This window comes from Comamonas denitrificans (assembly GCF_042654745.1).
GTDB lineage: Bacteria > Pseudomonadota > Gammaproteobacteria > Burkholderiales > Burkholderiaceae_C > Comamonas > Comamonas denitrificans.
The window spans coordinates 22039-48687 of sequence record NZ_JBHSEY010000021.1 but is presented as its reverse complement, the minus strand read 5'-3'; the positions used below and the strand labels follow the sequence as shown (position 1 = coordinate 48687).

Sequence of the window (26649 nt, the reverse complement as noted above, 5' to 3'; positions counted from 1 at the left end):
ATGTCTAAAGAAAAAAATACGCCCTCGCCCGAAGCCATTCAAGCCCTGCTGGGCGACAACCTGCAGCGCCGTTGGTGGCAAAGCCCCACGGTGTGGATGGGGGTGGCGAGCGTGGTGCTGGCCGCCGGTGGCTACGCCTGGTGGAGTGCCAAAGCCGCGGCCAATGCCAAACCGCTGTACGTGACCGAAGTGGTCAAGCGCGGTGATTTGGCGCTGACCGTCTCGGCCAACGGCACGCTGCAGCCGACGCGCACGGTGAATATCGGCTCGGAACTGTCGGGCACGGTGCGCAGTGTGTTGGTTGATGTAAACGACCGGGTGAAAAAAGGCCAGGTGCTGGTCGAGCTGGACACGGCCAAGCTCGATGCCCAGTTAGGCCGCTCACGCGCCAATTTGGCCGCTGCCCAGGCCGGTTTGGGCCAAGCGCAAGCGACGCTGCGCGAAGCGCAGGCCAGCATGCAGCGCTTGCAAGAGGTGCAGCGCATCTCGGGCGGCCAGCTGCCTTCGGCGGCAGAAATGGATACGGCCACTGCAAGCTTGGACAAAGCCAAGGCCGGGGTGGAGTCGGCCAAAGCCGCGGTGGCCGATGCCAAGGCCTCGCTGGTGACGGTGGAAACCGATTTATCGAAAGCCGCCATCAAATCGCCCATTGATGGCGTGGTGCTGTCGCGCTCGGTCGATCCGGGCAACGCCGTGGCAGCCTCTTTGCAGGCGGTGACCTTGTTCATGGTGGCCGAAGACCTCTCCCGCCTGCGCCTGGAGGTGGCCGTGGATGAGGCCGATGTCGGCAGCGTGCAGCAAGGGCAAAGTGCCAGCTTCACGGTCAGCGCCTACCCGGCCCGCAATTACCCGGCCAACGTTACGCGCGTGGACTATGGCGCAACCAAAACCGACAACGTGGTTACCTACGTGGCCCGACTGGATGTGCAAAACGACGATTTAAGTCTGCGCCCAGGGATGACGGCCAGCGCCACCATCAACGCCACCGAGCACAAAAACGTGCTCCTGGTGCCCAATGCCGCCCTGCGCTTTACCCCGGCTACGGCAGCAGGCCCGCAGGGCAAGCCCGGCGCGGGCAAGCCCCAAGGCGGCGGCCTGGTCGATCAAATCATGCCGCGTGGCCCCGCGCGCAATCGCAACCCCAATGGGGCGCGAGAGAGCACCCAGGCCGGGCAAGAGCGCAAGCTGTGGGTGTTGCGCCAGGCCAATGGCCAGCCCGAAATGGTGCCGGTGCGCACCGGGCTGACCGATGGCCGCATGACCGAAATCCTGGTCAAGGACGCGGCCCAGCTGAAAGAGGGCGATGCCGTCATCACCGACCAACGCGCCGCCGGAGCCGATGCATGAGTGCGCAGCCGCACCGCGCAGCACCGCAGGACAGCGCCCCGCCCCTGATTCGCCTGCGCAACATCACCAAAACCTATGGGGAAGGGGCCTTGGCGTTCCAGGCCCTGAAAGGCGTGGATTTAGACATTCACCAGGGCGATTTTGTCGCCATCATGGGCCCCAGCGGCTCGGGCAAATCCACCGTCATGAACATGCTGGGGTGCCTGGATAGGCCCACCAGCGGCGAGTATTTATTCAAAGGCGTGCCCGTGCAGGGGCTGGACCGCGATGAGCGGGCGCGGCTGCGGCGGCGCTACTTTGGCTTTGTCTTTCAGGGCTTTCACCTGCTGGCGCGCACCAGCGCCCAAGAAAACACCGAGCTGCCGCTGCTATACCGGGGCGAAAGCACGGCCCAGCGCCGCGCCGCCGCCCGCCAAGCGCTGGCGGCCGTGGGGCTGAACGGCTGGGAGCACCACACCCCGGCCGAACTGTCCGGCGGCCAGCAGCAGCGCGTGGCCATTGCCCGGGCGATTGTGTCCAAACCCGCCGTGCTGCTGGCCGATGAGCCCACGGGCAACCTGGACAGCCAGCGCAGCGCAGAAATCATGCAGCTGTTGTGGCAGCTCAACCAAGACCAAGGCATCACCGTGCTGATGGTCACGCACGAGAGCGAAATGGCCGCCTACGCGCGGCGCATTGTGCATTTTCGCGATGGTCGGCTCGACAGCGACCAGCCCAATACGCCGCTGCCCCTGCGCCCGGAATACGTAGGCAGTCATGCGGGCGGCCCGGTGGGGCTGGGCGCTGTGCAGGAAGGGGCCTAACCATGCTGTGGAACACGATTTGGCTGGCCCTGCGCTCCATTCGGCGCAACTTGCTGCGCTCGTTTTTGACGATTTTGGGCATTGTGATTGGGGTCAGCGCCGTCATCACCATGGTCACCCTGGGCAATGGCGCCACGCAGGCGGTGCAAAACCAGATTGCCGGCTTGGGCAGCAATTTGCTGCAAGTGCGCTCGGGCCAGCGCCTGGGGCCGGGTGCGGCACCGGCCCCCTCGTTCAAGGTGAGCGATGCCACCACCATTGCCCAGCAAATTGGCGGCATTGCCGCTGTCGCGCCCGAGGCCCGCTCCGCTGGCACCGTGGTGGCCAATGGCCGCAACTGGAATACCAGCTTTATCGGCAGCAGCAATGACTGGCTGATTACCGGCAACTGGCAGCTGGAGCAAGGCCGCCCCTTCACCCCCCAAGAGCAACGCGCCGGGGCGGCGGTGTGCCTGATTGGCAGCACCTTGCACCGTGAACTGTTCAACAACACCCCCAATATCCTGGGTGAGCAGCTGCGCTTGAAATCGTTTTCGTGCGAGATCGTGGGCCTGCTTGGCTCCAAAGGCCAGGGCGCGTTTGGCAATGACCAAGACGATGTGGTGTTTTTGCCCCTGACCACCTTGCAGCGGCGCGTGACCGGCAACCAGCGGCTGAACACGATTTTGGTCTCGATGGCCGATGGCAGCGATCCCGAGCGCGTCAAGGCCAGTTTGAACCAACTGCTGCGCGAACTGCGCAAACTGGCTCCCGGCGACGATGACAACTTCAACGTGCTCGACACCAAGCAGCTGGCCGACACCATGGCCGGTGCCACCAAGGTGATGACCACGCTCTTGGGCGCGGTGGCGGCGGTCAGTTTGCTGGTGGGCGGCATTGGCATCATGAACATCATGCTGGTCAGCGTGACCGAGCGCACCCGCGAGATTGGCCTGCGCCTGGCCATTGGGGCCCTGGAGCGCGAGGTGCTGCTGCAGTTTCTGATCGAGGCCGTGGTGCTGGCCGCGCTGGGTGGCTTGCTGGGCATTGCCCTGGCCACGGTCGCTTCGCTGCTGCTCACCCAGGTGATGCAGGTGCCGTATATCTTTAACACCAGCATCAATGTGCTGTCGTTCGTGTTTTCTGCCGTGATTGGCGTGGTGTTTGGCTACTTTCCAGCCCGCCGGGCCGCGCAGCTTGACCCGATTGAAGCCTTGCGGCATGAATAAACCAAGCTGTTAGCGCTTGTATATAGGCGATTTTAAAGCTAAAAAGCCTTGAAATGCTTATAAATAAAGCGATAGCAGCTATGGTTTAAGCCAGCAAAGCCCCCTGTAGATAGCCCGGTACACCGCAGAAAGCACAGCGGTCGATGCTGGCTTTGCCCGGTGTTGCACAATCGCGCCGCCTGGCGGGGGCCCCGCTGGGATGCAATGGCAATGGAATAAAGGATGCACCGTGTTTGGCATGACAGAAGAGCAGTTTTCAGAGTTTTTTTCGACCTACGGCGTAGGGGCGCTGATTCTTTTCATGGTCTTCATCATCGGCAATTTGGCCTGGCAGTCCAAAGCGGGTAAGTTCGGCACCTTTGTTTTGTTTTTGGGCTTGGCCGTGGGCTTTATTGGCTTTATCGCCAAGTACGTGATTCAGTGGTACTTGGAAAACCACATGTAAACCGGCCAACCAGCAGCGGGCCCGTGGCTTAGCCGCCCACTGCCTGGGCCGCTGCGATGCCGCTGCGCACAGCACCTTCGAGCGTGGCGGGGTAGGGCCCATCGATATAGTCGCCGCAGGCCCATAACTGGGGGGTAATGGCCTGGCCCGGGCGGGCGACGGCCGGCGTACACGCAAACGTGGCGCGTTTGTCGATCACGGTTTTCAGGGCGTGTAAGCGGGGTAGGGCCAATTGCGCTTGGGCTTGCGCAAGAGCCAAATTTTCTAATTCCGCGCGGCCATGCTGATTGGCGCTGACTACCAAGGCCAGCAAGCCTGCGGGCCCGCCCAGCTGGCCTTTGTCAAATACAAATTGCGCCGGCCCCCCTTGCAAGGCCAGCATGGTGCGGGGCAGTTGCACGCCGGCGGCCCAGGCGTACACCGTGGCAATGGCGGTGTGGGGCAGTTGGCCGGCCGTGGCGGCCCAGGCCGGGGCCCAGGGCTGCGCCAAACGGGCCGCTTCGTGGCTGGGGGTGGCCAGCAGCACGTGGGCAAAGGGCTGGCCATTGACCTGCCAGCCCGCGCCCGCGCTGCTGCGGGTGAGTGTGTGCACCCGTGCGCCCAGGTGCAGTTGGGCCCCTTGTTGGGCCAGCCAGTGGGCGGCGGCCTCGGGGAACAAGGCCCCCATGTCCACGCGGGGGATCAGAAAGTTGGAGCCGCCCCGCCCGGCAAACAGGCTGTCGGCCAGGATGCGCAAAAACACGCGGCCACTGGCGGTTTCTATCGGCAGGTTCAGGGCCGAGACGCACAGCGGGGTGACAAAGCCATCGAGCAAACGCGGCGGCAGGCCTTGGCACAGGTCGGCCACGGTGGCCTGGGCGGCGCATTCAAAGCCTGCCCTGTGCCAGCGGGCGGCACGGCGCAGCAGGGCGAGTTTTTCGCGCCAAGTCCAGCCTTGGGCGCGGGCGATGCCCAGCAGCGCATCCCAGGGTGGGGGCAGATCGGGCAGGTGCAGGCCCTGGTCGTGGCCATCGCGCAAATCCAGGGGGCTGCGATAAAGGGCGTGGGCAGGGTCGATGCCCACGTGCCGCATGAGCGCCAGGCTGTCGCGGTAAGCGCCGATGAGGATGTGCTGGCCGTTGTCCACCCGCCACATTGCGCCCTGCGGCCCGGCAATGTCCAGCCCCCGGGCGCGACCGCCCCAGTGGCGGCTGCTTTCAAACACGCTGATGGCGTGGCCACCGGCCTGCGCCAGCGTGACGGCAGCGGCCATGCCGGCCCAGCCGCCGCCGATGATGGCGATGTGGGGTTTTTGTTGGGCGGTGCTCACATGCGGCCCAGGGCCTGCATCTTCCAGGCCAGCCACAGTTTGCGCAGGGGGGTCAGGCCGATGCGCTGGTGCAGCACTTGGTAGTGGCTTGATTCAATCTCGCGCAGCAGGGTGCGGTAGATGCTGGCCATCATCAGCCCGGGTTTTTGGCTGCGGCGATCGGCTTCGGGCAGCAGGGCCAGGGCCTCGTCATACAGCTGCTGGGCGCGTGCAACTTGAAATTGCATCAGGGCGGTAAAGCGTTCGGAATACTGGCGCTCAAGGATGTCGCTGGCCGGAACGTTGAAGCGCTCCAACTCTTGCAGGGGCAGGTAGATGCGCCCGCGCAGGGCATCTTCGCCCACATCGCGCAGGATGTTGGTCAGCTGAAAGGCCAGGCCCAGCTTGTGCGCGTAGGTGGTGGTGGCCGGGTCGGTTTGGCCAAAAATTTTGGCGGCCACTTCGCCCACAATGCCGGCGACCAAGTGGCAATAGCGCTCTAGCCCGGTAAAGTCGGTGTAGCGGCTGTAGGCCAAGTCCATCTCGCAGCCTTCAATCACCGCGTGCAAATGCCGCGCTTGGATGCCGTAGGCGCTGGTGTGCGGCATGAGTGCTTGCAGCACCGGGTGGCTGGGGTTGCCGGCAAAGGCGGCGCTGACTTCGCGGCCCCACCATTGCAGGGTGCGGGCGGCAACCTCGGGGTCGTGCACCTCATCGACCACATCGTCCACCTCGCGGCAAAAGGCGTAGAAGGCGGTGATGGCTTGGCGCTGGGCTTCCGGCAAAAACAAAAAGGCGTAATAAAAACTGCTGCCCGAGGCAGCAGCTTTTTGCTGAACATAGGTTTGGGGTGTGGTCATCGCGCAGGCAAAGGGGCTTACATGCCCAAAGATTTGAGCAAGGCAGCGGTTTCGTCATCATCCCCTGTGCCAGCGGCGGGGCGGTTGGCGTTGGCGGTGGCTTGGTTGGTTTGCGCCATGATGGCATCGGGGTCGATTTCTTCCGAGGCATCAAAGTCGTGCAGTTTGATGAACTCGGTGCTATCGACGGCCAGCTCCAGGTAAAAAATATTGCCGCCTGCGGTGTAGAAGGTCACGCGCCGCGCTTCGGGGTTGTCCAGGTTGGCATCGACACTGAGCTGCACCTGCTTGTTCAGCACCAGCATCTTGGGCTGGTTTTGGGTGATGTGGGTTTGCATCTCGCGGCGTACTTTGCCGGTGAAGTCGCCCACTACCTGGTTCATCAGCTCTCCCATGACGTTGCTGACCTCGTCGGCGGTGTGGGAGTTGGCCAGGTCGTCCTTGCTCAAGCCCATATTGAGCAAATAGCTGCGGTACAGCTCCATGGCCGCATCGGCCGAGAGATTGATGATGACCAAGCCAGAAAAACCGCCGTCAAACAGCACAAAGCAGCCAATATCGGGTTTGAGGTAGGTCTTTTTGATCCGCTGCACCACCGCCGAATACTGCACTTGGCTGTTGGTGGCCATGCTTAAAACACGGGTTACAGAGGTGCACAGGGTGACCAGCAGGTCGTTGGTGCCCAGGGTGTCGTCGGTGGTAAGGGTCATGGTCATAGGGTGGGGATTGTCCTTTAAGCGGGCATTATCGGCCGCCTGCAGGGCTTGGGGACGTTGAATGCGCCCTGGGCGGGGCTGGTAGTAACCCGCTATCCCCGAAAAATTGGGGTAACTGTGTGGATAAGTCTGGGTTTTACAAGGTTTGCATGCATAAGTCTTTGTTTTTGCGTGCGTTGCCACCCTTTGCTTAGAAAGCGAGCAGGTGCTGCCCCAGGGGGGAGGCCAATGCGGGCCGTGCTGCAGGCTGGGGAAGACCTCCTTAGACTAGCGCCCTTTCAGAATCAGAATCAGGGAGATGGCCGTGCTCTACGCTTTTTTGGCTTTGTTGGTGCTGCAGTGGGTGGGGGAGGTGCTGGTGCAGGCCTTGGGACTGCCCTTGCCAGGGGCGTTGGTGGGGGCTTTGCTCTTGCTGGTGGGTTTGTTGCTGCTGGGGCGTTTGCCCAAAGCGCTGGAGCAAACATCCGGGGCGCTGCTGCAAAATTTGATGCTGTTGTTCATTCCCATTGTGGCCGGGGTGATGCTGCACTTTGAACGCATTGCCAGCGAGTGGCTGCCGTTTTTGGCTTCGGGCATTGGTGGGGCGGTGCTGACGCTGCTGGTGACCGCGGCGGTGTTTCGCTGGATGCTGCAGCGCAGCGGCCAAAAGACGGGGGCTGAGGTTGAGGCTGCGGAGCCCAAAGCATGAGCGCGTTGTGGCAAAGTTGGTTGCACGGCGATTTGCCTTGGCTGGTGCTGACGTTGGGTGCGTATTTGCTGGCGGTGTGGCTGTACAAGCGCAGCAATTTTTACCCGTTGCTGGTGCCTGTGTTTACGGCGGTGGCCTTGGTGGTGGCGGTGCTGCTGGCCACGAATACACCGTATGCGCAGTACCGCGCAGGGGTGCAGTGGCTCACGTTTTTGATTGGCCCGGCCACCGTGGCGCTGGGCGTGCCGCTGTACACCCAGCGCCAGCGCATCAGGGCCTTGTGGCGGCCCATTGCAGTGGCGCTGCTGGTGGGGTGCGTGGTGGGTTTGACCGGGGCCATGGGCATTGCCTGGGTGCTGGGCGGCAGTTGGCAGACGCTGGTGTCCTTGGCACCCAAGTCGGCCACGATTCCCATTGCCCTGCCGATGGCCGAGCGCTTGGGCGGCGAGCCTTCGCTGGCGGCGGTGGCCGTGGCAGTGACCGGGGTGGCGGGGGTGATGCTCAGTGGCCTGTGCATGCGCTTGCTGCGGGTGCGTGACCCGGCGGTGCAAGGCTTTGCCTTGGGCCTGACCGCCCACGCCATTGGCACGGCGCGGGGGCTGCAGATGCACCCTACGGTGGGGGCGTTTGCGGCTTTGGCCATGGGACTGAATGGCGTGGCCACGGCCGTGGCCATGCCGCTGGTGGTGGCGTTGTTTGCGCGCTTGCAGCCCTAATAACGTGAGCTATTTCCGCTTTATTTAAATGGTTTTTTTAGATAAAAGTACCATTTAAATGATTAAATAAAAGCGGAAGTAGCTATTATTTTTGATCTGCTCGCATCCTCAGCGCCCGCCAGAGGATGCCGGGCCAATCCCCCTTTTTTAGCTGCAGCCGGGTGTGCAGATTGCCCCCGTGCTGGGCCTGCACTTTGCGCAAAATCGCCCAGCCGCCTTGCACCACCAGGCGCAGCTCCCAGCCAATGCGCCCGGGCAGCTGGTGTACCAAATCTTGCCCGGCGTGCATCAGGGCGGCGGCCCAGGCGCTGCTGTCGGCCAGCAGTTGGTGCATGGCCGGGGTGACTTGGGCGGCCTGCAGATCTTGGCGGGTGATGCCAAAGCGCTGGCAATCGGCCTCGGTCAGGTAAAAGCGGCCCCGGGGCAGGTCTTCACTCAGGTCTTGCCAAAAGTTGATCAGTTGCAGCGCGGTGCAAATGGCATCGCTGCGCTGCAGCGCTTGCGCGTCGGTGATGCCGTACAGGTGCAGCAGCAAGCGCCCCACGGGGTTGGCCGAGCGGCGGCAGTAGTCCAGCAACTCGGCGCGGTCGGCATAACCGGCGGCGCTGGCGGTTTTTTCAATGTCCTGGATGAAGGCACTGAGCAAATCATCGAGCAGCGGCACCGGCAGCTGGTGGCGGGCAATGGCGTGCTGCAGCGGGGTGAACACAGCGCTCCAGCGCGCGCTGGTGGCGTGGCCCTGGGCGCAGGCGTGCAGGTCGTGGCGGTAGGCGCTCAGATCGGCCAGGCGCTGGGCCGGCAGGGCAGCGCCCTCATCGGCCAAATCATCGGCGGTGCGGGCAAAGGCATAAATTGCCGCAATCGGCGGGCGCAGGTGCGCGGGGCACAGCCACGAGGCAACGGGAAAATTCTCGTAATGGGTGCGGTGCGATGCGGCCAGGGCGGGCGTGTCGGTCACACTTTGTGCACGATCATGCACATGGGGAGGAGGCAGGGGCGTATTCACTGTCGCATTGTCGCTTGACAAAGCCTGGGTCGCCCCCTAGATTGCCGCGCCATTTTCGAAATATGCCGTAAGCGAGTTGCTATGAAATTTTTATCATCCCTGCGACCTGGGATTGTTGGGTTGGGCCTGGGCTTGGTGCTGGCGGCGTGCTCGCGCCAAGCCGTGCCCCCAGAGCCGATCCGGGCGGTCAAGCTGCTGCAAGTGCAAGCCCATGCGGCACAAGCATCGCGCAGTTTTGCCGCTGAGGTGCGCGCCCAAACCGAGGCCTGTTTGGGGTTTCGTGTCGCCGGTAAGCTGCTGCAGCGCCCGGCCCAATTGGGGCAAGCGGTGACGGCAGGCCAGCTGCTGGCCCAGCTTGATGCCCAAGATTACGCCCTGGGTGCGCAAGCGGCCCAGGCACAGGTGCAAGCGGCGCAAACCCAGCGCGATTTGGCCCAGGCCGATTGGCAGCGTTTTTCGGCCCTGCAGGCGCAGGGCTTTATCAGCCCCGTAGAGCTGGACCGCCGCCGCGCCCAGCTGGAGGCGGCCCAGGCCCAGTTGCAGCAGGCCAAAGCCCAAGCGACTGTGCAAGGCAACCAAAACCACTACACCCAATTGCGCAGCGATGCCGCAGGGGTGGTGACTGGCGTGCATGCCGAACCGGGGCAGGTGGTGGCCGCGGGTGCGCCGGTGCTGACGGTGGCACTCGACGGCCCGCGCGATGCAGTGTTTGCGGTGCCGGAAGGGTTTCAGGCGCAACTGACCGTGGGCCAGACCGTGCAGGTGCAGCCATGGGGAGACGGTGCCGCGTTGGCAGGCCAGGTGCGCGAGGTGGCCGCCAGTGCCGACCCCGTGACGCGCACTTTTTTGGTGAAAGTGGCGCTGCCCCCTGCCGTGGGGGGCCAGGCCCTGGCACTGGGCAGCACCGTGCAGGTGGTGGTGCCGGGCGGCACCAGCATGGCCGCCACTGCGCCCAGCGCCGCACCCGCTGAGGTGCTGACCTTGCCCAGCAGTGCCGTTTGGCAGCAGGCCCAGGGCGGCGCGGCGGTGTGGGTGTTTGATGCGCCCACTTCTACCGTGCGGGCGCAAACCGTGCAGTTGGGGGGGGTGCAGGGCAATGCCTTGGTGGTGCGCTCTGGCCTGCAGGCTGGGCAGCAGGTGGTGGCCGCAGGCACCCATGTGCTGACCGAGGGGCAAAAAGTGCTGGTGTACCAAGGCCAAAGCCACGGGGCCGTGGGGGCGCAACCATGAGCACGCCACCCGAAAATCCGCGCAAGGGCTTTAACATTTCGCGCTGGGCGCTGGAGCACATGGCGCTGACGCGCTATTTAATGGTGGTCATTTTGCTGCTGGGGGGGCTGGCGTATTTCCAGCTGGGCCAGGATGAAGACCCGCCGTTTACCTTTCGCGCCATGGTGGTGCGCACGTATTGGCCCGGGGCCACCGCCCAGCAGGTGGCCGAGCAGGTCACCGACAAGATCGAGCGGGTGCTGCAGGAGGTGCCCTCGGCCGACAAGATCAGCAGCTACTCCAAACCAGGCGAGTCGCAAATTATTTTTCAGCTGCGCGACACCTCGCGCCCTGGCGATGTGCCACAGCTGTGGTACACGGTGCGCAAAAAAATTGGCGATATCCGCCACACCTTGCCCCAAGGCACGTTGGGGCCATTTTTTAACGACGAATTTGGCGATGTGTATGGCGTGATTTACGCCTTGAGCGGTGCCGGCTTTACGCCGGCAGAGCTCAAAGACTTGGCCGATGGGGTGCGCCAGCAGCTGCTGCGGGTAAAAGACGTGGCCAAGGTCGAGCTGTTTGGCGTGCAGGATGAAAAGCTGTACATCGAAATCTCACAAAAACGCCTGGCCACCCTGGGCCTGGACATGCAGCAGGTGATTGGCCAGCTCAATCAACAAAACGCGGTGGAAAGCGCCGGGGTGATTACCACCGACCTGGAGCAGGTGCAGCTGCGCGTGGGCGGGCAGTTCGATGCGGTGGAGGATTTGCGCGCCCTGCCGCTGCGTGGCCCTGCCACCGCGACCACCCCAGGGCGGCAATTGCGGCTGGGCGATATTGCGCAAATTACCCGGGGCTACAGCGATCCGGCCAGCGTCAAGGTGCGCTTTGACGGCGAGCAGGTGGTGGCGCTGGGGGTGGCGATGACCAAGGGCGGCGACATCATCGCCCTGGGCAAAGCCTTGCGCCAGGCAACCCAGTCGATTGCCACGCAACTGCCTGCGGGGGTGACGCTGAAAAACGTGCAAGACCAGCCGCAGGCGGTGGCCAGCTCGGTCAATGAGTTTATTCAGGTGCTGATCGAGGCCGTGGTGGTGGTGCTGGCGGTCAGCTTTGTCAGCCTGGGCTTGCACACCCGCAAGGATGCACCGGTGTGGTGGCGGCGCTGGACGATTGATCCGCGCCCAGGGCTGGTGGTGGGGGTGACGATTCCCCTGGTGCTGGCGGCCACTTTCTTGGCCATGTGGTATTGGGACATTGGCTTGCACAAAGTGTCGCTGGGCTCGCTCATCATCGCCCTGGGGCTGTTGGTGGACGATGCCATCATCGCGGTGGAAATGATGGTGCGCAAAATGGAAGAAGGGCACGACAAGCTGCGCTCGGCCACGTTTGCCTATGAGATCACCGCCATTCCGATGCTGACCGGCACCTTGATCACGGCGGCCGGCTTTTTGCCCATTGGCATGGCCAAGTCCATGACGGGGGAATACACCTTTGCCATTTTTGCGGTGACGGTGATTGCCTTGGTGCTCAGCTGGCTGGCCTCGGTGTACTTTGTGCCCTACCTGGGGATGCTCTTTTTAAAAGAGCGTGTTCGGCAAGTGGGTGAAGGGTTTGCGCCCAATCCGCATGAGGTTTTTGATACCCCCTTCTACAACCGCTTTCGCCGCTGGGTGTATGCCTGTGTGGAACACCGCTGGCTGACCATTGGTGCCACGGTGCTGATTTTTGCCCTGGGCTTGCTGGGCATGACGCGGGTGCAGCAGCAGTTCTTTCCCGACTCCAGCCGCCCGGAAATCATGGTCGATGTCTGGTTCCCCGAGGGCACGGCCCTGGCGGCCAATGAAGCGGTGGTCCAAGACATGGAAGGCGTTTTCCGCACCCTGGCCGGGGTGCAAAGTGTGACGGCCTGGGTAGGTTCGGGCGTGCCCCGGTTTTACTTGCCGCTGGACCAAGTCTTTCCCCAGCCCAATGTTTCGCAATTTATTTTGCTGACCGATGGGATTGCGCAGCGCAAAGCCTTGCAAGAGCAATTGCCGCCCTTGCTGGCGGAAAAATTTCCGCAAGTGCGGGCGCGGGTAAAGCTGCTTTCCAATGGCCCACCCGTGCCCTACCCGGTGCAGTTTCGGGTGCTGGGGCCCGATCCGCAGCAGCTGCGCACTCTGGGCGATACCGTCAAGCAAGCGCTGCGTGCCCACCCCGATATGCGTGGCGTGAACGACAACTGGAACGAGGCCGTCAAAGCTGTGCAGTTAGAGATCGATCAAACCAAAGCCCGGGCGTTGGGGGTCAGCAGCCAGTCGATTGCCCAGGCCAGCAAAATTTTGTTCAGTGGCACCACGGTGGGCCAGTACCGTGAGGGAGACAAACTCATCGACATCGTGCTGCGCCAACCCCGCCAGGAGGGCAACCAGATCGGTGCTGTGGAGCAAGCCTATGTGCCCACGGCCAGCGGCCAGGCCATCCCACTCACGCAAATTGCCCAGCCGCAGCTGGCCTGGGAGCCGGGGGTGCTGTGGCGCCAAGGGCGTGAGTACGCCATTACCGTGCAGGGCGATGTGCGTGCGGGCATTCAGGGCGCGACGGTGACCAAGGCGTTGCTGCCGCAATTGCGGGCGCTGGAGCACAGCTGGCAGGAACAAGGCCTGCAGGGCTACCGCATCGAAGTGGCCGGGGCCGTGGAAGAAAGCGCCAAAGGGGCCAGCGCCATTGCGGCGGGCCTGCCGGTGATGCTGTTTTTCGTTTTTACCTTGCTCATGCTGCAGCTGCACAGCTTTAGCCGGGCGGTGCTGGTGTTTCTCACCGGCCCGCTGGGCATTGCCGGGGTGGCGGCGGCGCTGTTGGTGCTTGATCGGCCGTTTGGCTTTGTCGCCCTGCTGGGGGTGGTGGCGCTGATGGGCATGATTCAGCGCAACTCGGTGATCCTGATCGACCAGATCGAAACCGATCGCGCCCGGGGCGTGCCTGCCTGGGATGCGATTGTCGAAGCCGCCGTGCGTCGCCTGCGCCCCATTGCCTTGACGGCAGCGGCGGCGGTGCTGGCAATGGTGCCCTTGTCGCGCAGCGTGTTTTGGGGGCCGATGGCCGTGGCGATCATGGGCGGGTTGATGTTGGCAACGGTGCTCACGCTCTTGACGTTGCCGGCCATGTACGCAGCCTGGTTTCGTGTTCAACGCCCACAACCGGCCGCAGGGGAGTAAAAAAGAGCGGACTAAGCCCCGGTGGTTTGTATTTCGCCACTACAATAGTTGGCTTAGCAGCTGATAAAGGCGGGTTCTTGTGCCCGCTTTTATTCTGCCCAAGCGCGGGTGGCGAAATTGGTAGACGCACCAGGTTTAGGTCCTGACGCCAGCAATGGTGTGGGGGTTCGAGTCCCCCCCCGCGCACCATAAAATTATTACTAAATTCAAGGGCTTATAGAGAAATCTGTAAGCCCTTTTGTTTTGATCAGGTTTCCGGTTTTATCCTCGTTTTTACGGCTTTTCCCGACCCGTTCCAGCGGGAATTTGGGAAGCATCTGCGTAAACTGCTCTGCTGCGTGACCGCTCCATGATCGAGGGCTTGCGCTTTCACGACCTGCGGGCCACAGCCTTGACCGGCTATAGCTACTCGTGCCACTCGAACTGGCGTTTTCCGTCTTTGCTGCGCATTAGCACAGCATCGCGCGTTGCCTTGCAAATCCACTCCTGCTTAGATTGATCAATCTCTGCATTGCTTGCATGCAAAGCATCAGGCGTGAGGACTGCAGCCAGCGGGCAGGATGGCGCACGAACAGACTCGTACTGGATCCACTGTACGCCTGTTTTTACGGCTGCTTCAGCGAGCTTGTGGGTTGCGCTGTAGTCTGACGGATGCTTCCAAATATGCGCAAAATCGACCCAGGGTGCCTCCATCAAATTGATGGCTTTGCCTTGTACTGTGGCTTGGTAAAACGTGTGCTCGGTAACGACTGCGCCATCTCCGGACAAGCCAACACTGTCCAAAATGAAGCGCATGCGCCAGTAGGCGATTTCAGAACAGGCCCCCTCCAAGGTTGATGATCCGTACCACAGCCCACTTTGCTGGCCTGGGCGAAAGCGTGAGCTATGGTGTGGAAAGTAGCGAAAAGGACTTAAAAGCAAATAGTGCTTGCTGACCTGTGTTGGAGGTATCGGTGGCTTGCTTTCCTCCAGCAATTGCTCCAACACATCTTGCTCTTCCAGCGTATCAACCAGTTTCATGGAGGCAGCGATGTACTGGGTTTCTACCCCGCGCCACGCGCCATCCATGCTCAGCTCAATGCAGTGCGTCTCAAGCCAATTGGGGTTCCAGCTTTCTGACCTCATGATGCTGCACGCATTCCATCTAAATACGACAGGGTACGCACCAAACCGTCGGCCTTGCAGATCAACTGATTGGGCTGACCTACCAGCGCTTTGTTGTAGCTGTTCATCCAAATCTTTCGCTTGCCTTCATCGCCACCGATTAGCGGATCGAGCGAGCGGAAAACGCGGATCAGCAGCAGCGCCAGTTCACCTTCCTTGGAATCGGGTGCAATAGTTCGGTTGCTGTTTTTGATGCGCGATATGGTTGGCTCGCTCACGCCAATCACAGCCGCCAAATCTGCATTGTTCAAACCCAGTTGCTCGGCAGCACTCAAGGTGGCCTTCGTCAGGACGACTGCACGGTCGAGTGTTGGTCGTTGAATGGCTTGCATGTGCTCTCTCCTACTAGCTAGGGATGCGATTGCGAAGGGTCGCAATCCATTGTTGGTGTAGATCATACTTAACAAAGTATTTTTTGAAATTATTTTCTAATTTACTTTCATTTGATTGGGGTAAAGCTGCATGTCAAAGCCATAGCACTACGGACAGCCATTGGCGGTCGATTGATGGCAAGTGGTATGAGGTACCAGTCTTCGGTTCTTTGCACCCGCTGCACAGGCTGGTGCTGCGCAGCAGGCAAAACGCAAAATATTTTTAAATTTGGGTAAACCGAATGGGCAAGTGCCTCGTTAATGGCGATAGGTTCGGTTGTGTTAAATCAAATTCAGCTACAGTAGCACCCGGTTTCTCACTGAACTAGCGTTTTGCTCTATTGACAACAATCCCTTTGAGAGGTGTTTTTCATGAAAAAATCCGTCCTGCTGGCCTCCTTGCTTGCCGCTTTCGCCCTGACCGCTTGCGGTCAAAAAGAAGAAGCTGCTGCCCCTGCTCCCGCACCTGCGGTTGAGCAAGCCGTTGAAGCTGCCAAAGACGCTGCTGTTGAAGCCACTGATGCCGCCAAAGAAGCTGCTGGCCAGGCCGCAACCGCTGCCACTGCCGCTGTTGAAGAAGCTGGCGACAAAGCGCAAGCCGCTGCTACGGATGCCGCCGATGCTGCCAAAGACACCGCTGCTGAGGCTGGCGAAAAAGTAGAAGCTGCTGCTGACGCTGCCAAAGAAGCCCTGGACAAGGCTGCAGATGCTGCCAAAGAAGCTGCTGATACTGCTGCCAAAGCCGCTACCGAAGCCGCCAAGTAATTCGCGCTCACCACAAAAAAGCCTGCTTGCTTAAGCAGGCTTTTTTATTGCTGCGGCCCGGCAGCGTGTTGGGCGCTGGCCAATAAAAAAACCGCTGCCCAGGCAGCGGTTTTGCTTTGGTTTTGGTTTGGGGATGGCACCAGCGGTGGTGGCCGCCGTTGGTTGGAGGACTACTTCAGGTCTTCGGCCAGCACCCGCACAATGTTTTGTGCCGCTTTAGTGGTTTCGGGCTGACCCTGGGCATTCAAGACCAGCACTTGGCTGCTTGCGCCTTCGCTGCGCACGGCAATTTGGTATTGGTGGGGGGTGTTTTCGGCTTGCTTCTTGCTGCTGAACTTGCGGGCAAACCAGCCTTGTTTTTCCTTGGTGGTTTCGGCCTTGTTGGCTTGCACATAGCGCACGTAGTACAGCCCTTTGCTGCGGTCGCGGTCTTCCACGGTGAAGCCAGTGCGATCCAGGGCCACGCCCACAATGCGCCAAGCGCGGTCAAATGGCTCTTGCATCGCCAGGGCCGGGGCATCTGCGACGGTGATGATTTTGACGCTGCTGGTTGTGTTGCCACCTTGGGCTGCGGCCGAAGCAATCAAGGCTTTGGATTGCTCTTCGCTGGTGCCCAGTTTGATCATCAGGCGGCGCAGAAATTCGGTTTCCAGCTCCGGGTCGGCACCGCGCGGTTGCCAGACGGTGGAGTCTTTCTGGCTGGAGCTGTACACCTCTTCCATGCCCCGGTGGGTGATGAAGATTTCGGTCTTACCGTCGGCGCGGCGCTCTAAGCGGGTGCGAAATTTATCGCGCTCGCTGGTCGAGTACAACGAGTCGAACACCTTGCCCAGGGTTTTGCGGATCACGTCCTGGGGCAGCTTGGCGCGGTTTTCTGCCCAGTCGGTTTCCAGGATGCCCAGGTCGGGCTTTTCCTGTTCGAGGTTAAAGCCATGGTCAATCCAGAACTCGCGGGTGGGCTCCCACAGTTGCTCGACGGGGCGATTCACCAGCAGCCAGCGCTTGTCGCCTTCACGCAGAATTTGCACATCACCCACTTGCAAGGGGGCCGAGCGCTCAACCGTGGGCACCTGCGCTTGTCCGGCTTGCAGCGCCAGGGCCGATACCGACTTGTCTTGCGTGGTGGTGTAGCGCGTGTCTTTGGACAGCTGGGTCAAATCCGGCGGCACTTCCAGGGTGCTGGCTTTTTGAGCGCTTTTGTAGTCGATCTTGTCTTCTTGAATGACGGAGCAGGCCGACACGGCAAGCGCCAAGCCAATTACGCCAGCACGGGCAAGGGGGTGTTGCACTTTCACGCGAGTTTCCTTGGGTAAGGTCCTAGGGGATTTCAATGGGCAGCCACGTTTACTAAAAAATGGCAAACCGCGAGTTTAGAGCAAGCCAGCACCTTGCAAAGCCGATTCCACCACCGCATGATTTTGCGCCGTGAACGGGGTCAGCGGCAGGCGCATGGTGGCACCGCAGTGGCCCAGGCGGGCCACGGCCCATTTCACGGGGATGGGGTTGGATTCGACAAACAGGCTGCGGTGTACGGGCAGCAGGCGGCGCTGAATGGCCATCGCGGTGTCGCGGTCACCGGCGATGGCGGCTTTGCACAGCTGGCTCATCAGGCGGGGGGCCACGTTGGCCGTCACGGAGATATTGCCGTGGCCGCCGCACAGCATCAGGGCCACGGCGGTGGGATCGTCGCCCGAGTACACGCCAAAGCCGGCGGGCACTTCACGAATCAGCCACTGGGCGCGCTCAATGTTGCCGGTGGCTTCTTTCACGCCAATGATGCTGTCGATCTGTGCCAGGCGCAGCACGGTTTCGGGCTGCATATCGGCGACGGTGCGCCCGGGCACGTTGTACAGCACGATGGGCAGGTCGCCTACGGCCTCGGCAATGGCTTTGTAGTGCTGGTAGATGCCTTCTTGGGTGGGCTTGTTGTAGTAGGGCACCACCTGCAGCTGGCTGTCGGCCCCCACTTGCTTGGCGTACTGTGCCAGGGCAATGGCTTCGCGCGTGCTGTTGCCACCGCAACCGGCCATGATGGGCACGCGCCCGGCGGCTTGCTCGACGGCCACGCGAATGATTTCGCAATGTTCTTCTACGTTCACGGTGGGCGATTCGCCGGTGGTGCCCACCACGCCAATGCAATCGGTGCCTTCGGCAATGTGCCAGTCGATGAGCTTGCGCAGGGCGGGGTAATCGACGCTGCCGTCTTCAAGCATGGGGGTAATCAGGGCGACGATGCTGCCTTGCAGGCCGACGGTGGGAGTGCTCATAAAAATTTCTGCGATTCTAAAAAAAGCCGAGGGGAGAAGAAAACCGCCATTTTAGTGATCTGAATGGGGGTATTTTTTCGTCGATTTTTGCCATTCATGGCAAAACAATGATTAATCTGACGAAATAATTGGTCAAATCGTTATTCGGCTTGCAGTGGCCGTAGGGTGTCCGCTGCATCGGATGCGGGACGCACGGCGGCAATGCGCTGTACCACCTGTGCAGAACCTGGGCTGGTCAGCACACCATGCTCGTACGCCACGATGTGCCAGCCAGCACACAGGCTGAGCAACTCCCCCGGCTGCAATAAAAATTCTGCCCGCCTGGGGTGTCCATAGGCGGCGTGGCCATGGGCAAAGGTTTCGTACAGCAGCACCCCACCTGGGGCCAGGCAGTCACGCAATTGGGGCCAGCGCGGCCGCCAGAGGTAGTTGGTCACGATGACGGCAGCAAACTGGCGCTGCGCCAAAGGCCAGGGGCCGTTTTCCAAATCGGCGGGCAGCACTTCGCCCAGGTGGGCCAGCGGGGCCAGGGCCTCGGCGTTGCGATCGACCCCGGTGACCCGGTGCCCCCGCTGCGCAAAATGGCGCAGATGGCGACCGGCTCCACACGCCAAGTCCAGCACTGTGCAGTGTGGGTCCAGCAGATGTTGCCAGCGCAGTATCCAATCAGAGGGGGGTGGGGGAGAGAGCATGGGGCAAGAGTTTATAGCCCCAGTTGCTCGGCCAGCGCGGCCATTTTTTGCGCCACCTGGGCATCCATGGCCATGGTGCGGCCCCATTCACGCTGGGTTTCGCCCGGCCATTTGTTCGTGGCGTCCAGTCCCATCTTGCCGCCCAGGCCGCTCACGGGCGAGGCAAAGTCCAGGTAATCAATCGGTGTGTTTTCCAGCAGCATGGTGTCGCGCACGGGGTCCATGCGCGTGGTCATGGCCCAGATGACCTCGGGCCAGGAGCGCACGTCGATGTCCTCATCGACCACGACGACGAACTTGGTGTAGAGAAACTGGCGCAGGTGGCTCCACACCCCCATCATTACGCGCCGCGCGTGGCCCGCGTAGGCCTTTTTGATACTGACTACGGCCATGCGGTAGCTGCAGGCTTCGGGGGGCAGGTAAAAATCAATGATCTCCGGGAAGGCACGCTGCAACAGCGGCACAAACAACTCGTTGAGCGCCAGCCCGAGCATGGCCGGTTCGTCCGGCGGCTTGCCGGTGTAGGTGCTGTGGTAAATGGCATCGCTGCGCTGGGTGATGCGCTCGACGGTGAAGACGGGAAACTCGGCGCACTCGTTGTAGTAGCCGGTGTGGTCGCCATACGGGCCTTCCAGCGCGTGCTGGTAGCCGCTTTTGTGGCTGGGGTCAGGGTGGATGTGGCCTTCCAGCACGATTTCGGCGCTGGCGGGCACTTGCAGCGGCACGGTCATGGCATCGGCCACTTCGGTGCGGGCACCGCGCAGCAGGCCAGCAAACTGGTACTCCGACAGCGTATCGGGCACGGGCGTGACCGCGCCCAGAATGGTGGCCGGATCGGCCCCGATGGCCACCGCCACGGGGTAGGGCTGGCCGGGGTGCTGCTTGGCGTGTTCGGCAAAGTCCAGCGCTCCGCCCCGGTGCGCCAGCCAGCGCATGATGAGCTGGTTGTGGCCAATCACCTGTTGGCGGTAGATGCCCAGGTTTTGCCGCTTTTTATGCGGCCCGCGGGTGATGGTCAGCCCCCAAGTGATCAGCGGGGCCACGTCGCCGGGCCAGCAGTGCTGGATGGGCAGCCGCGTTAAATCGACCTCTGCACCGGTCCACACCACCTCCTGGCAGGGCGGGCGGCGCACGCTGCTGGGGGCCATGCTCCACAGGGTTTTGATCAGGTCGCGCCGGCCCCACAGGTCTTTCATGCCGCGCGGCGGCTCGGGCTCTTTCAGCGCGGCCAGCACTTCGCCAAAGGCGCGGATCTCTGGCAAGCCCGCCACGCCCAGGGCGCGGGCCACGCGCTGCGGCGTGCCAAACAAATTGGCCAGCACGGGCATGGTGTGGCCGGTGGGGTTTTCAAACAACAGCGCCGGACCGCTCGAGCGCAGCACGCGGTCGGCCAGGGCGGTCATTTCCAGGTGGGGCGAAACCGGGGCGCTGATGCGGCGCAGCTCGCCCTGGCTTTGCAGTTGCGCGATGAAGTCACGCAGGTCGCGGTAGTGCATTGTGAATAAAAAGTGGTTTTATCGCTTATGGGATAAGCGCAAGTAGCTATGTATTTGAATCTATGAAGCAGCCGCAGTCGGGGGGTGAAAGGCCCGTACTCTGGGAGCGATTTTGTCGGCCAAGGTGCGGGTGGCTACACGCATGTCGTATTCGGTTTGTAGGTTCATCCAAAAGCGTGGCTCCATGCCAAAGAACAGGCCTAGCCGCAAAGCGGTATCCGCGGTGATGGGGCGTTTGCCGTGAACCAGTTCACTGATGCGGCTGGGCGGCACGTCAATATCCGTGGCCAGCAGGCGGGCGGTGATGCCCAGCGGCTTCATGAAGTCCTCCAGCAGGATTTCACCGGGGTGGATTTCGTCGAGTAGTTCGGTCATGGGAGGCTCCTCTTAGTGGTAGTCCACAATTTCAACCCGATAAGGGCCATCGTCGTGCCAGACAAAACAGATGCGCCACTGGTCGTTGATGCGGATGCTGTGCTGCCCACGGCGATCACCTTTTAAAGCTTCAAGCTGGTTGCCTGGTGGGATGCGCAGGCTGGCCAACTCGGTGGCTGCGTGCAGCTGCAGCAGTTTGCGCCGGGCCACGCGCTCGATATTCCTGAATGCAGGAGTCGCTCGGCTGTGAAAAAGCGCCTCGGTATCTGCGCAGGAAAATGAGCGGATCATGCGGGTTTTGTTCCGTAATAAAGATTCTGTATTGCAGAATTTTAATACCTGCTACCCCGGATGCAACCCCATCCACGGCGCAGCCAGCGTTTGCTCCAGCCCCAGCAGGTCGAGCACGCGGGCAATGCTGTGCTGCACGATGTCATCCACCGTTTGCGGCTTTTGGTAGAAGGCGGGCACCGGCGGGCAGACGATGGCGCCCATTTCCGTCACGGTGGTCATGTTGCGCAGGTGCACCAGGTGCAGCGGGGTTTCGCGCGCCAGCAGGATCAGGCGGCGGCGCTCTTTGAGCATTACGTCGGCCGCGCGGGTGAGCAGGTTGTCGGCCAGGCCGTGGGCGATGGCTGCCAGCGTGCGCATGGAGCAGGGGGCCACCACCATGCCACTGGCGCGAAACGAGCCGCTGGCGATGCTGGCACCGATGTGGTCGATGCTGTGCACCACGTCGGCCAGGGCGGGTGCGTGCGTGCGCTCTAGGCCCAGTTCGTGGGTGATGTTGAGCCAGCCTGCGTCAGAGATGACGGCGTGGGTTTCTATGCCTGGCAGTGTGCGCAGTGCCTGCAGCAGGCGCACGCCGTAGATGGCGCCGCTGGCCCCGGAAATGCCGACGATGATGCGTTGGCGCGGTTCAGACATGGGCGGTGGCCAGCGGGGGCTGCTCAGGCAGGGGATGGGCGTGCAGGTCGGTCTGGATGTGCTCCAGCACGGCAGCGGCCTGTTCGGGGTCAAAGTCTTGGTGGTTGCGCTTTTTCACGCCGTATTTGTGCAGCTGGTAGTGGCGTGTGGGGGTGATGGCGTGGCGCTGCAGGCTGTTGCGCACGCATTCTAGTGGGCAGCCATCCAGCGCGAGGATGGGGCGGCCCGAGGTGGCCAGCTTCACCAGCTTGGGCACGTCGCCCCCGACACCGGCGATGCAGGACATTTCGGCCATGCCGGTGCGGTCCATGCGCACGGCAACGTGGTTGGCCAGCTGCGCGGCGCTGGAGCAGCCGGAGCAGGAATAGACCAGCGGCAAGGCAGCGCTGGTGGGATCGGTGGGATCGGTGGCAGCGGTTGCACCGGTGGTATCGGCAGAGGGGGCGGTGTCGGTCATGGGCGGTTTCCGAACAAGGTGCTCAAAGATGGCAGGGCAGGCAGTTGCCGGGCCAGATGGGGGGCTTTGCGCTGCAGCACGGCACGCGGGCTCCAGTGGCTGGGGTCAAGCACGGGCAGCTCCAGTGCATCCAGGGCGTTTTTCACCACCAGGCCCAGCTCGGTGTCGCCCTCCATGACCAGGCGGCGGTTGAAGAACAGGGTGTCCGGGTCTTGGCGGCGCTGGGCCAGCAGCAAAAAGTCTTGCGCGTTGGCGCTAATGGTCAGGTCGGCCTCGGCGTAGGGCTGGCTGGGGGCAAAGCGCTGGCCGTTCCAGGTGAAATCAAAGCCCAGCCGCGCATCGCGCACGCGGATGCTGATGCGCTTGCCGTGCAGGAGGGCCTTTACATCGTCCGGTAACTGCTTGGCCAGGGCCAGGTTGATGGCGGTGACCAGTAGCAGCGAGCCGGGGTAGGCCGGCAGGCGGGCCAGCACAGCGCCCACCGGGGCGGGCAGGGTAAAGGGGGCGGGCGGGGTGGCAGTCATGGCAAGTCCTTGGGGGTGCAGAGGTTCAGGCGGCGGTCAGGGCGGATTCGACCAGCTCCATGCCGGGGCGGCCATGCCAGTAGCCATTGCAGGCATCGGCAGGCATCAAGGGGCGCAGGGCGGCGACCGCATTGGCCTGCGGGGTGTTGGTTTTGCGGGCGGCATCAAAGGCGGCCACGATATCGGCCGTGTGCAGCCCTTGGGGCGAGATGCGCAAGATGTCCACGCCCAGGCTGGCCAGTTGCGGCACGTCGGCAATCAGGTTGTGGACTTTGGCTGACTGGGTTTGGATGCCGTTCAAGGTGAGGAAGGCCTCGCCCTCGCGGCTTTTGAGCAGTTGGCCGTCGGCGTGTTCGATGCAGCGAAAGCCGCAGTCGTCCTTGGGCAGGTTGTAGTGGCGGGCGGTAAAGCAGCGGGCCGAGAAGGCCAGCGGCATGCGGCCATAGGCAAACACCTCGGTTTGCAGCCCGGCCGGGCGGCTTTCTTGCAATACGGCCAGGTCGCTGGCGCGCATCTCCAGCGGCATCACCCAGCGCGTGGCCCCCAGGCTGGCCATCCAGGCCAGGGCATCGGGGTTGAACAGGTTGAGCTGCGCTCCGGCGACAAAGGGGCGCTGGAGCGCCAGGTTGTGCACCGCGCCCATGTCGCCCGCTTCGATCAAAAACTCGGTTTCACGCACGATTTTGTGCATGTCGGCCACGTCGCTGGTCGATTCCAGCAGCACCATGGTGGACAGCACCACCTCTTTGCCGGCATCGCGCAGCATGTGGGCAATGTCCAGCCAATCGCTGTGGCGCAGTTCGCGGCGGCGTGAGCAGACCACTTCGCCCAGGTACACGATGTCCACCGGGGTTTCGGCCATGGCTTGGTAGAACTCAAAAATGGTTTCGCGGTGCCAGTAGTACTGCACCGGGCCGAGGGATAACTTCATCATGGCAATGTCAAAAATTTGTATTCAATAAGGCTTTAACGCTTACGGGATAAGCGTAAGCAGCTATGGTTTATTGCTTGGTTATTTCCAAGGCCGGTGGTAAGCGCCCAGGGTGTGCTGCTGGCCCTCGGCCACCTGGTCGAGGCTGGCCATCCAGGCCGTTTTGGGGGCGTAGAGGTGGCCTTGGGCCATGCAGTGGTCGATGGCCTCGCGCCACACCTTGGTCACCTGCGCCACGTAGGCAGGGCTGCGTTGGCGGCCTTCGATCTTGAAGGCGCGCACGCCCATCTTCACCAGCTGGGGCAGCAGCTCCAGGGTGTTCAGGCTGGTGGGCTCTTCCAGGGCGTAGTAGTTGCTTTCAGCGCCCACATCAAAGCGGCCCTTGCACAGCGTGGGGTAGCCGGCGTTTTCGCCGTGGCCGTATTTGTCGATCAGCACACCGTTCAGGCGCGATTCCACGCCGGTGGACGTGTCTTTCCAGCGCACAAATTTGGCCGGCGAGCACACGCCATGCGTGTTGGGCGACTCGCCCGTGGCATACGACGATAGGGCGCAGCGCCCCTCCACCATCACGCACAGGCTGCCAAAGCCAAAGACCTCGATCTCGACATTGGTGCGCTGGGTGACCTGCTTGACCTGCTCCAGCGACAGCACGCGCGGCAGCACGGCGCGTTGGATGTTGAACTGCTGCTGGTACAGGTTGATCGCGTCGTGGTTGGTGGCCGAGCCTTGTACCGACAGGTGCAGGCGCAGCTGCGGGTGCCGGTCGGTGGCGTAGCGCATCAGGCCGGGGTCGGCCAGGATGACGGCATCAATGCCCCAGGCAGCCGCGCGGTCCAGCGCCGAGCGCCAGGGCGCGGGGTTGCTGGCTTGTGGATAGGTGTTCAGCGCCAGCAGCACCTTGCGGCCCCGGCTGTGGGCGTAGGCGATGCCTTCTTGGATGGCTTTTTCGTCAAAGTTCAGGCCAGCAAAGTTGCGTGCGTTGGTGGCATCGCGCAGGCCCAGGTAAACGCAATCGGCTCCGCCATCAATGGCCGCTTTCAGGGCAGGCAGGCTGCCGGCGGGGCAGACCAGTTCCGGGGCGGGAGCCAGGGCGGGGGTGGGGCTGGAGGAGGCGGGCATAAACAATAAGGGCAACATGAAAAATGCTTTGGACTGTAGTTTTTTTGTTTTTACGTGGGCTGATCTTTGTCAAATTTCGCTGACTTATGGTTGATAAATTTACTCAAGATTTGAATAAAAACATCTTCTTAAGCCGGTTTGCAGGTGGCCCCAATCCGGCGTGAAAAGCGGCGAATACCCCTGCTGGCAGTACCGATGAAGGTGCATTGTTTGATCTGGTTCAAACCTACATCTAGTGTTTTGAAAATACGATAAACGCTACATCTAGTGTTTTTTGTTGTTTTGGAGTGTTTATGAACCCGATCGCAGCGCCGGCCGACAGCCCCATCCAGGTAGAGGTGCAAAGCGCTATCAACGAATACCTCACCCGTGCCGATTGGCGGGTGAACGCCAACGCCAACCAGGGCTATTCCCTGGGCGGGCTGATCTTGAATGTGGCGGGCAAGGTCACGGCCAATTACTGGCTCTCGCACGTGTATGCGCCGCAAGTGGGCGAGGCCCACCGCAATGGTGACATCCATATCCATGATCTGGACATGCTCAGCGGCTACTGCGCCGGCTGGTCGCTGCGCACGCTGCTGCACGAGGGGCTGAACGGTGTGCCCGGCAAGGTCGAGGCCGGGCCGGCCAAGCACATGAGCTCAGCGGTGGGACAGGTGGTGAACTTTTTGGGCACGCTGCAAAACGAGTGGGCCGGGGCGCAGGCGTTTTCGTCGTTTGACACCTATATGGCCCCCTTCATCCGCAAAGATGGCATGGACTACGCGCAGGTGCGCCAGTGCATCCAAGAGCTGATTTACAACCTGAACGTGCCCTCGCGCTGGGGCACACAAACGCCGTTTACCAACCTGACCTTTGACTGGACGTGCCCCGAGGACCTGCGCGAGCAGGTGCCAGTGATCGGCGGGGTGGAAATGCCGTTTTGCTACGGCGAGCTACAGGCCGAGATGGACATGATCAACCGCGCCTACATCGACGTGATGACCACGGGCGATGCCAAGGGCCGGGTGTTCACCTTCCCCATTCCCACCTACAACATCACCAAGGACTTTCCCTGGGAGAGCGCCAACGCCGCGCTGCTGTTTGACATGACGGCCAAGTACGGCCTGCCGTATTTTCAGAACTTTGTGAACTCGGAGCTGGAGCCGCACATGGTGCGCTCCATGTGCTGCCGCCTGCAGCTGGATTTGCGCGAATTGCTCAAGCGCGGCAATGGCCTGTTTGGCAGCGCCGAGCAAACCGGCAGCGTGGGCGTGGTCACCGTCAATTGCGCCCGCCTGGGCTATCTGCACGCCGGTGACGAGGCGGCGCTGCTGGCCGCGCTGGACCGCCTGCTGGAATTGGGCAAAGACAGCCTGGAAGTCAAACGCACGTTGATTCAGCGGTTGATGGACGAGGGGCTGTTCCCCTACACCAAGCGCTACCTGGGCACGCTGCGCAACCACTTCTCCACCCTGGGCGTGAACGGCATCAACGAGATGGTGCGCAACTTCACGCACAACGTGCACGACATCACCAGCGACTGGGGCCATGCCTTTGCCGTGCGCTTTCTGGACCATGTGCGCGCACGCATCGTCGCCTTTCAAGAAGAAACCGGCCACCTCTACAACCTGGAGGCCACGCCCGCCGAAGGCACCACCTACCGCTTTGCCAAGGAAGACAAAAAGCGCTGGCCCGGTATTTTGCAAGCGGGCACACCCCAGCAGCCCTACTACACCAACAGCTCGCAACTGCCCGTGGGCTTTACCGACGACCCGTTCGAAGCCCTGCAGCGCCAGGAAAGCCTGCAAACCAAATACACCGGCGGCACGGTGCTGCACTTGTACATGGGCGAGCGCTTGTCCAGCGGCGCTGCCTGCCGCGAGCTGGTCAAGCGCGCGCTCACGCGCTTTCGGCTGCCCTACATCACGGTCACGCCCACCTTCTCGATTTGCCCCCAGCACGGTTACCTGGCTGGGGAGCACCCCTTCTGCCCCAAGTGCGATGAAGAGCGCTTGGCAGAAAAGCGCCGCCGCCAGCAATTGCAGGCAGCGTGATGAAAACCATAGCTTTTACCGCTTGTAAAAAGG

Annotated in this window: 27 protein-coding genes and 1 tRNA gene; 11 read left to right on the top strand and 17 right to left on the bottom strand. The window is 62.0% G+C overall.

The features are described 5' to 3' along the window. The 4 genes from ACFO24_RS05905 to ACFO24_RS05890 all read left to right on the top strand — a co-directional run bounded on the left by ACFO24_RS05905 (nucleotide 1) and on the right by ACFO24_RS05890 (nucleotide 3803). The gene (locus tag ACFO24_RS05905) at nucleotides 1–1347 is read left to right on the top strand and encodes an efflux RND transporter periplasmic adaptor subunit (protein ID WP_377737440.1); all 1347 of its coding nucleotides are present in this window, start codon (nucleotides 1–3) and stop codon (nucleotides 1345–1347) included. Continuing rightward, nucleotides 1344–2150, top strand: coding sequence for an ABC transporter ATP-binding protein (locus tag ACFO24_RS05900; RefSeq protein ID WP_377737438.1), 807 nt, complete (start codon nucleotides 1344–1346; stop codon nucleotides 2148–2150). Before ACFO24_RS05905 ends, ACFO24_RS05900 begins: the two co-directional genes overlap by 4 nt. Before the next feature lie 2 nt (nucleotides 2151–2152). Then, nucleotides 2153–3358 (top strand): ABC transporter permease, encoded by a 1206-nt coding sequence (locus ACFO24_RS05895; protein ID WP_377737436.1) that lies wholly within the window; start codon nucleotides 2153–2155, stop codon nucleotides 3356–3358. 238 nt (nucleotides 3359–3596) lie between these two features. Next, a complete protein-coding gene (locus tag ACFO24_RS05890) occupies nucleotides 3597–3803 on the top strand; it encodes a DUF2788 domain-containing protein (protein ID WP_377737469.1) in 207 nt (68 codons plus the stop codon). A 28-nt stretch (nucleotides 3804–3831) separates the two neighbouring features. Here ACFO24_RS05890 and hpnE read toward each other — a convergent pair whose 3' ends face one another. From hpnE to ACFO24_RS05875, 3 genes are read right to left on the bottom strand one after another with little or no spacing between them, the layout of a single operon-like run. Then, nucleotides 3832–5112 carry a hydroxysqualene dehydroxylase HpnE gene (hpnE, locus tag ACFO24_RS05885; protein WP_377737434.1) on the bottom strand — a complete coding sequence of 427 codons (1281 nt, stop codon included), beginning with the start codon at nucleotides 5110–5112 and terminating at the stop codon, nucleotides 3832–3834. After that, nucleotides 5109–5951: a presqualene diphosphate synthase HpnD gene (gene hpnD / locus ACFO24_RS05880; protein ID WP_377737432.1), complete on the bottom strand. Its 843-nt coding sequence runs from the start codon at nucleotides 5949–5951 to the stop codon at nucleotides 5109–5111. Before hpnD ends, hpnE begins: the two co-directional genes overlap by 4 nt. A 17-nt stretch (nucleotides 5952–5968) precedes the next feature. Continuing rightward, nucleotides 5969–6661, bottom strand: coding sequence for a DUF3334 family protein (locus ACFO24_RS05875; RefSeq protein ID WP_377737467.1), 693 nt, complete (start codon nucleotides 6659–6661; stop codon nucleotides 5969–5971). Between the two features lie 310 nt (nucleotides 6662–6971). On the opposite strand from ACFO24_RS05875, the gene ACFO24_RS05870 reads away from it, so the two are divergent. Both ACFO24_RS05870 and ACFO24_RS05865 read left to right on the top strand, forming a co-directional pair. Next, entirely contained in the window at nucleotides 6972–7355 is a 384-nt protein-coding gene (locus ACFO24_RS05870) for a CidA/LrgA family protein (protein WP_377737430.1), read from the top strand. Further along, entirely contained in the window at nucleotides 7352–8071 is a 720-nt protein-coding gene (locus ACFO24_RS05865) for an LrgB family protein (RefSeq protein ID WP_377737427.1), read from the top strand. The genes ACFO24_RS05870 and ACFO24_RS05865 overlap by 4 nt, the downstream gene beginning before the upstream one ends. A gap of 85 nt (nucleotides 8072–8156) precedes the next feature. Here the strand turns inward: ACFO24_RS05865 and hpnC are convergent, their stop codons facing one another. Then, a complete protein-coding gene (gene hpnC / locus ACFO24_RS05860) occupies nucleotides 8157–9077 on the bottom strand; it encodes a squalene synthase HpnC (protein WP_377737424.1) in 921 nt (306 codons plus the stop codon). Nucleotides 9078–9158: 81 nt separating this feature from the next. On the opposite strand from hpnC, the gene ACFO24_RS05855 reads away from it, so the two are divergent. From ACFO24_RS05855 to ACFO24_RS05845, 3 genes are all read left to right on the top strand, one after another. Further along, a complete protein-coding gene (locus ACFO24_RS05855) occupies nucleotides 9159–10307 on the top strand; it encodes an efflux RND transporter periplasmic adaptor subunit (RefSeq protein WP_377737422.1) in 1149 nt (382 codons plus the stop codon). Then, the gene (locus tag ACFO24_RS05850) at nucleotides 10304–13489 is read left to right on the top strand and encodes an efflux RND transporter permease subunit (protein WP_377737420.1); all 3186 of its coding nucleotides are present in this window, start codon (nucleotides 10304–10306) and stop codon (nucleotides 13487–13489) included. Before ACFO24_RS05855 ends, ACFO24_RS05850 begins: the two co-directional genes overlap by 4 nt. Nucleotides 13490–13591: 102 nt before the next feature. Continuing rightward, nucleotides 13592–13678: transfer RNA gene (locus ACFO24_RS05845), tRNA-Leu, on the top strand. 216 nt (nucleotides 13679–13894) lie between these two features. Here ACFO24_RS05845 and ACFO24_RS05840 read toward each other — a convergent pair. Next, nucleotides 13895–14557: an RES family NAD+ phosphorylase gene (locus tag ACFO24_RS05840; protein ID WP_377737418.1), complete on the bottom strand. Its 663-nt coding sequence runs from the start codon at nucleotides 14555–14557 to the stop codon at nucleotides 13895–13897. Nucleotides 14558–14610: 53 nt separating this feature from the next. Next, a complete protein-coding gene (locus tag ACFO24_RS05835; RefSeq protein WP_377737416.1) occupies nucleotides 14611–14985 on the bottom strand; it encodes an antitoxin Xre-like helix-turn-helix domain-containing protein in 375 nt (124 codons plus the stop codon). A gap of 411 nt (nucleotides 14986–15396) precedes the next feature. Here ACFO24_RS05835 and ACFO24_RS05830 point away from each other — a divergent pair, with 411 nt between their 5' ends. Beyond that, nucleotides 15397–15789, top strand: a complete 393-nt coding sequence (locus ACFO24_RS05830) for a hypothetical protein (protein ID WP_377737414.1) — start codon at nucleotides 15397–15399, stop codon at nucleotides 15787–15789. Between the two features lie 170 nt (nucleotides 15790–15959). Here ACFO24_RS05830 and bamC read toward each other — a convergent pair whose 3' ends face one another. The 11 genes from bamC to ubiU all read right to left on the bottom strand — a co-directional run bounded on the left by bamC (nucleotide 15960) and on the right by ubiU (nucleotide 24580). Beyond that, nucleotides 15960–17078, bottom strand: a complete 1119-nt coding sequence (gene bamC / locus ACFO24_RS05825) for an outer membrane protein assembly factor BamC (protein ID WP_377737465.1) — start codon at nucleotides 17076–17078, stop codon at nucleotides 15960–15962. 81 nt (nucleotides 17079–17159) lie between these two features. Further along, entirely contained in the window at nucleotides 17160–18056 is an 897-nt protein-coding gene (gene dapA, locus ACFO24_RS05820; RefSeq protein WP_377737412.1) for a 4-hydroxy-tetrahydrodipicolinate synthase, read from the bottom strand. 140 nt (nucleotides 18057–18196) lie between these two features. Beyond that, the gene (locus ACFO24_RS05815) at nucleotides 18197–18748 is read right to left on the bottom strand and encodes a class I SAM-dependent methyltransferase (protein ID WP_377737410.1); all 552 of its coding nucleotides are present in this window, start codon (nucleotides 18746–18748) and stop codon (nucleotides 18197–18199) included. 11 nt (nucleotides 18749–18759) lie between these two features. Then, nucleotides 18760–20244, bottom strand: coding sequence for a 4-hydroxy-3-polyprenylbenzoate decarboxylase (gene ubiD / locus ACFO24_RS05810; protein ID WP_377737408.1), 1485 nt, complete (start codon nucleotides 20242–20244; stop codon nucleotides 18760–18762). Nucleotides 20245–20304: 60 nt separating this feature from the next. Further along, a complete protein-coding gene (locus ACFO24_RS05805; RefSeq protein ID WP_377737406.1) occupies nucleotides 20305–20619 on the bottom strand; it encodes a HigA family addiction module antitoxin in 315 nt (104 codons plus the stop codon). 12 nt (nucleotides 20620–20631) lie between these two features. Next, entirely contained in the window at nucleotides 20632–20910 is a 279-nt protein-coding gene (locus ACFO24_RS05800; protein ID WP_377737404.1) for a type II toxin-antitoxin system RelE/ParE family toxin, read from the bottom strand. Nucleotides 20911–20961: 51 nt separating this feature from the next. Further along, on the bottom strand, nucleotides 20962–21546 hold the full coding sequence (locus ACFO24_RS05795; RefSeq protein WP_377737402.1) for a UbiX family flavin prenyltransferase: 585 nt from the start codon (nucleotides 21544–21546) through the stop codon (nucleotides 20962–20964). Next, entirely contained in the window at nucleotides 21539–22003 is a 465-nt protein-coding gene (locus tag ACFO24_RS05790) for a putative zinc-binding protein (protein WP_377737400.1), read from the bottom strand. Before ACFO24_RS05790 ends, ACFO24_RS05795 begins: the two co-directional genes overlap by 8 nt. Then, nucleotides 22000–22527 carry a ubiquinone anaerobic biosynthesis accessory factor UbiT gene (gene ubiT, locus ACFO24_RS05785; protein WP_377737397.1) on the bottom strand — a complete coding sequence of 176 codons (528 nt, stop codon included), beginning with the start codon at nucleotides 22525–22527 and terminating at the stop codon, nucleotides 22000–22002. Before ubiT ends, ACFO24_RS05790 begins: the two co-directional genes overlap by 4 nt. Nucleotides 22528–22552: 25 nt before the next feature. Further along, the gene (locus tag ACFO24_RS05780; protein WP_377737463.1) at nucleotides 22553–23458 is read right to left on the bottom strand and encodes a U32 family peptidase; all 906 of its coding nucleotides are present in this window, start codon (nucleotides 23456–23458) and stop codon (nucleotides 22553–22555) included. Nucleotides 23459–23539: 81 nt separating this feature from the next. Then, the gene (ubiU, locus tag ACFO24_RS05775; protein ID WP_377737393.1) at nucleotides 23540–24580 is read right to left on the bottom strand and encodes a ubiquinone anaerobic biosynthesis protein UbiU; all 1041 of its coding nucleotides are present in this window, start codon (nucleotides 24578–24580) and stop codon (nucleotides 23540–23542) included. A gap of 293 nt (nucleotides 24581–24873) precedes the next feature. Here ubiU and ACFO24_RS05770 point away from each other — a divergent pair, with 293 nt between their 5' ends. After that, on the top strand, nucleotides 24874–26616 hold the full coding sequence (locus ACFO24_RS05770; protein ID WP_377737389.1) for a ribonucleoside triphosphate reductase: 1743 nt from the start codon (nucleotides 24874–24876) through the stop codon (nucleotides 26614–26616). The last annotated feature ends 33 nt before the right edge of the window (nucleotides 26617–26649 follow it).

Coding starts and splice junctions, on each gene's coding strand:
- ACFO24_RS05905 (WP_377737440.1), top strand. CDS start 1: ATGTCTAAAGAAAAAAATACGCCCTCGCCCGAAGCCATTCAAGCCCTG.
- ACFO24_RS05900 (WP_377737438.1), top strand. CDS start 1,344: ATGAGTGCGCAGCCGCACCGCGCAGCACCGCAGGACAGCGCCCCGCCC.
- ACFO24_RS05895 (WP_377737436.1), top strand. CDS start 2,153: ATGCTGTGGAACACGATTTGGCTGGCCCTGCGCTCCATTCGGCGCAAC.
- ACFO24_RS05890 (WP_377737469.1), top strand. CDS start 3,597: ATGACAGAAGAGCAGTTTTCAGAGTTTTTTTCGACCTACGGCGTAGGG.
- hpnD (WP_377737432.1), bottom strand. CDS start 5,951: ATGACCACACCCCAAACCTATGTTCAGCAAAAAGCTGCTGCCTCGGGC.
- ACFO24_RS05875 (WP_377737467.1), bottom strand. CDS start 6,661: ATGACCCTTACCACCGACGACACCCTGGGCACCAACGACCTGCTGGTC.
- ACFO24_RS05865 (WP_377737427.1), top strand. CDS start 7,352: ATGAGCGCGTTGTGGCAAAGTTGGTTGCACGGCGATTTGCCTTGGCTG.
- ACFO24_RS05855 (WP_377737422.1), top strand. CDS start 9,159: ATGAAATTTTTATCATCCCTGCGACCTGGGATTGTTGGGTTGGGCCTG.
- ACFO24_RS05850 (WP_377737420.1), top strand. CDS start 10,304: ATGAGCACGCCACCCGAAAATCCGCGCAAGGGCTTTAACATTTCGCGC.
- ACFO24_RS05840 (WP_377737418.1), bottom strand. CDS start 14,557: ATGGATGGCGCGTGGCGCGGGGTAGAAACCCAGTACATCGCTGCCTCC.
- ACFO24_RS05835 (WP_377737416.1), bottom strand. CDS start 14,985: ATGCAAGCCATTCAACGACCAACACTCGACCGTGCAGTCGTCCTGACG.
- ACFO24_RS05830 (WP_377737414.1), top strand. CDS start 15,397: ATGAAAAAATCCGTCCTGCTGGCCTCCTTGCTTGCCGCTTTCGCCCTG.
- dapA (WP_377737412.1), bottom strand. CDS start 18,056: ATGAGCACTCCCACCGTCGGCCTGCAAGGCAGCATCGTCGCCCTGATT.
- ACFO24_RS05815 (WP_377737410.1), bottom strand. CDS start 18,748: ATGCTCTCTCCCCCACCCCCCTCTGATTGGATACTGCGCTGGCAACAT.
- ubiD (WP_377737408.1), bottom strand. CDS start 20,244: ATGCACTACCGCGACCTGCGTGACTTCATCGCGCAACTGCAAAGCCAG.
- ACFO24_RS05805 (WP_377737406.1), bottom strand. CDS start 20,619: ATGACCGAACTACTCGACGAAATCCACCCCGGTGAAATCCTGCTGGAG.
- ACFO24_RS05800 (WP_377737404.1), bottom strand. CDS start 20,910: ATGATCCGCTCATTTTCCTGCGCAGATACCGAGGCGCTTTTTCACAGC.
- ACFO24_RS05795 (WP_377737402.1), bottom strand. CDS start 21,546: ATGTCTGAACCGCGCCAACGCATCATCGTCGGCATTTCCGGGGCCAGC.
- ACFO24_RS05790 (WP_377737400.1), bottom strand. CDS start 22,003: ATGACCGACACCGCCCCCTCTGCCGATACCACCGGTGCAACCGCTGCC.
- ubiT (WP_377737397.1), bottom strand. CDS start 22,527: ATGACTGCCACCCCGCCCGCCCCCTTTACCCTGCCCGCCCCGGTGGGC.
- ACFO24_RS05780 (WP_377737463.1), bottom strand. CDS start 23,458: ATGAAGTTATCCCTCGGCCCGGTGCAGTACTACTGGCACCGCGAAACC.
- ubiU (WP_377737393.1), bottom strand. CDS start 24,580: ATGCCCGCCTCCTCCAGCCCCACCCCCGCCCTGGCTCCCGCCCCGGAA.
- ACFO24_RS05770 (WP_377737389.1), top strand. CDS start 24,874: ATGAACCCGATCGCAGCGCCGGCCGACAGCCCCATCCAGGTAGAGGTG.